The sequence below is a fragment of the Nostoc cf. edaphicum LEGE 07299 genome (genome assembly GCF_015207245.1).
GTDB lineage: Bacteria > Cyanobacteriota > Cyanobacteriia > Cyanobacteriales > Nostocaceae > Nostoc > Nostoc edaphicum_B.
Map to the genome: position 1 here is coordinate 1 of NZ_JADEXF010000841.1, position 2,977 is coordinate 2,977.

The following is a 2,977-nucleotide window of genomic DNA, read 5'->3' on the forward strand; positions in this document are numbered from 1 at the left end:
GGGGGCAACATTACTATCGATTCTGGTTCATTCTCTCTAAGTGATGGCGCTCGACTTACTGCTGAAACCCGTGGAGAGGGGGATGCGGGCAACATTACTATCGATTCTGGTTCCTTCTGGTTACGTGATGGCGCTCGACTTACTGCCGAAACCCGTGGAGAGGGGAATGCGGGGAATGTGAATGTGAATGTTACAGGTATTGTTGATATTGCTGGTGTGAAAGAGGATTTTGCCAGTGGGATTCGCACCTTGGTGGAAACTGGGACAGTTGGCAATGGGGGCAACATTACTATCAATTCTGGTTCCTTCTGGTTACGTGATGGCGCTCGACTTACTGCCGAAACCCGTGGACAAGCGAATGCAGGCACCATTAAAGTTAATGCTGCTGATTTTTTCACCATTTCTGGCAAGAGTTCTAACTTTAACAGTGGCTTGTTTGTTAACTCCCAAAGTTCGACGGGTACTGCTGGAGATATTATCGTCATCTCACCTAGAGTTACCTTAGACAACGGTGGTAGACTCAACGCCCAATCTGCATCGGGTAATGGTGGCGACATCAACTTACAAACTGATTTACTGCTTCTGCGTCGTGGCGCCCAAATTTCCACCACCGCAGGCAGAGCAGAAACTGGTGGTAATGGTGGCAACATTAATATTGATGCCTCATCCGGCTTCATTGTCGCTGTCCCCAACGAAAACAGCGACATCACTGCTGATGCTTACACAGGTACAGGTGGCAGGGTAAATATCAAAGCGAATGGCATTTATGGTATTCAGTTTCGTGAAAGTGAAACTCTCTTAAGCGACATTACTGCTAGTTCAAGATTTGGTACACAAGGCACTGTAGAACTCAACACACCTGGTATTGACCCCAACAGTGGCTTGGTTGAGTTGCCAACAGTACCAGTTGACACCCAGGTAGCCCAAGGTTGTTACAGTCCTGGTTATGCCCAAAACCGATTTGTGATAACTGGACGCGGCGGTTTACCAGCCAACCCCAAAGACATTCTCACTCCTGATGCAACCCAAATAGATTGGGTGTCTTTGAAACCCAGCAATAACAACCGTTTCATACCACTTGTTACTAATAAATCAACAACCTCCACTCCCAAACGCATTGTTGAAGCCACAGGTGCAGTGCTAAACGCCAAAGGACAAATAGTCCTCACTGCTAATTCATCTAACGCTACTCCTCATACTTCCAGACATAACCCAATTCAATGTCATGGTAGCTAAAATTACTCCAATTTTTGCAGCATCCTGCTTGCTTATATTACTCAGTAGCCTAGCAACTACACCCAGTAAGGCGCAGACAGTCAATCGCGTACAATTACTCCAAAACAATTCTCCCTCGCTCCCCCAACTCCCACCACCGCAGGATGTCCAACCACCTTCGCCCAGAACACCATCAACACCCTCTCCACCATCGCAACTGCCTCCTCCATCCGAACTATTCCAACCTAATCAACTAGTTCCCATACCAGATGAACCACTCCCTGAAACATCACAAACCTTTACCGTTAAACAATTTGAAGTTATTGGCAGTACAGTATTCAGCCAAGAAAAATTTAATCAAATACTAGAATGCAGTCAAAAAAACCTGACATACAGGTTGAGGCAGAAAACCGAGTGTTTTACAAATCGACCAATTACATTTACAGACTTATTAGAAATTCGTTCTAAAATTACTGAACTTTATATTCAAGAGGGGTACGTTACTTCTGGAGCTTATATTACTGAACAAACTCTTACTGATGGCGTTGTTCAAATTCAAGTAATTGAAGGTAAATTAGAGGATATCCAGATAACTGGAACTAGGCGACTCAACCCAAATTATATCCGTAGCCGTATAGCTTTAGGGGCATCCACTCCTTTAAATCAAAAACGCCTACTAGAATCCCTGCAATTATTGCAACTCAATCCTTTAATTCAAAACTTGTCTGCTGAATTATCTACTGGCTCACGTCCTGGCTCTAATTTGTTGGCTATCAAAGTAACAGAGGCGGATACATTTAATGTAGAAACAGTATTTGACAATGGTCGTTCCCCTAGTGTTGGTAGCTTCCGACGGCAACTGCAAGTTAACGAAGCCAACTTACTAGGATTTGGAGATAGTATCTCGTTAGCATACAGTAATACTGACGGTAGTAATACCCTAGATGCCAGCTACAGCTTGCCTCTCAATCCCCACAATGGCACTCTCACCTTCAGCTATGGCAATACATCAGCCGATATTATTGAACGTCCTTTTAATAAACTAGAGATTGAATCAGCTTCCCAATATTACGAACTCACATTCCGCCAGCCGCTAGTGCAAACTCCTAACCAAGAATTCGCTCTAGGAGTCACGGCTTCTCGCAGAGAGACTGATATTTCCTCCTCTGTGCTAGAACAAGAGGATGCTCCCCTTTCTCTACTTTCACCGGGGGCTGATGCAGAAGGAAACACGAGTGTTTCTGCGTTACGATTTTTTCAAGAATGGACTTTTCGTAATAGCCAAGAAGTAATTGCGGCTCGTTCTCAATTTAGTCTGGGAACTGGTGCATTTAATGCCACAATCAACAATACCGAACCTGACAGCCGCTTTTTCGCTTGGCGAGGACAGGCACAATGGGTACGTCTGTTAGCTCCTGATACTTTGTTGTTAATTCGTGGCGATGTACAACTAGCTTCTACAACGCTTTTGGCTTCAGAACAATTTGGTCTAGGTGGTATAAGTAGTATACGGGGCTATCGTCAAGATTTGCTGTTAGCAAATAATGGCGCTCTTGCTTCTGTTGAGTTACGGCTACCAATTGTGCGCATACCACAATGGGATGGAGTTATGCAAGTTACCCCGTTTGTTGACGTTGGCACTGCTTGGAATAATTCGTCGAGTATAGATGAAAATAATATTAATACTAACACTCTAGCTTCTGTTGGTTTGGGTTTGCGTTGGTTACAGGGCAATAACTTTAATGCTGGTGTTGAGTGGGGT

General features: G+C 44.4%; 1 protein-coding gene and 1 pseudogene. Both read left to right on the forward strand.

All coding sequences use genetic code 11. The annotated features are described in order from the left end of the window. A pseudogene (locus tag IQ229_RS21485) lies at nt 1-1,236 on the forward strand (hypothetical protein); the annotation flags it as partial. Then, a partial coding sequence (locus IQ229_RS21490; RefSeq protein ID WP_194047206.1) for a ShlB/FhaC/HecB family hemolysin secretion/activation protein occupies nt 1,226-2,977 on the forward strand: 1,752 nt, incomplete at its 3' end. The pseudogene IQ229_RS21485 and the gene IQ229_RS21490, both read left to right, overlap by 11 nt.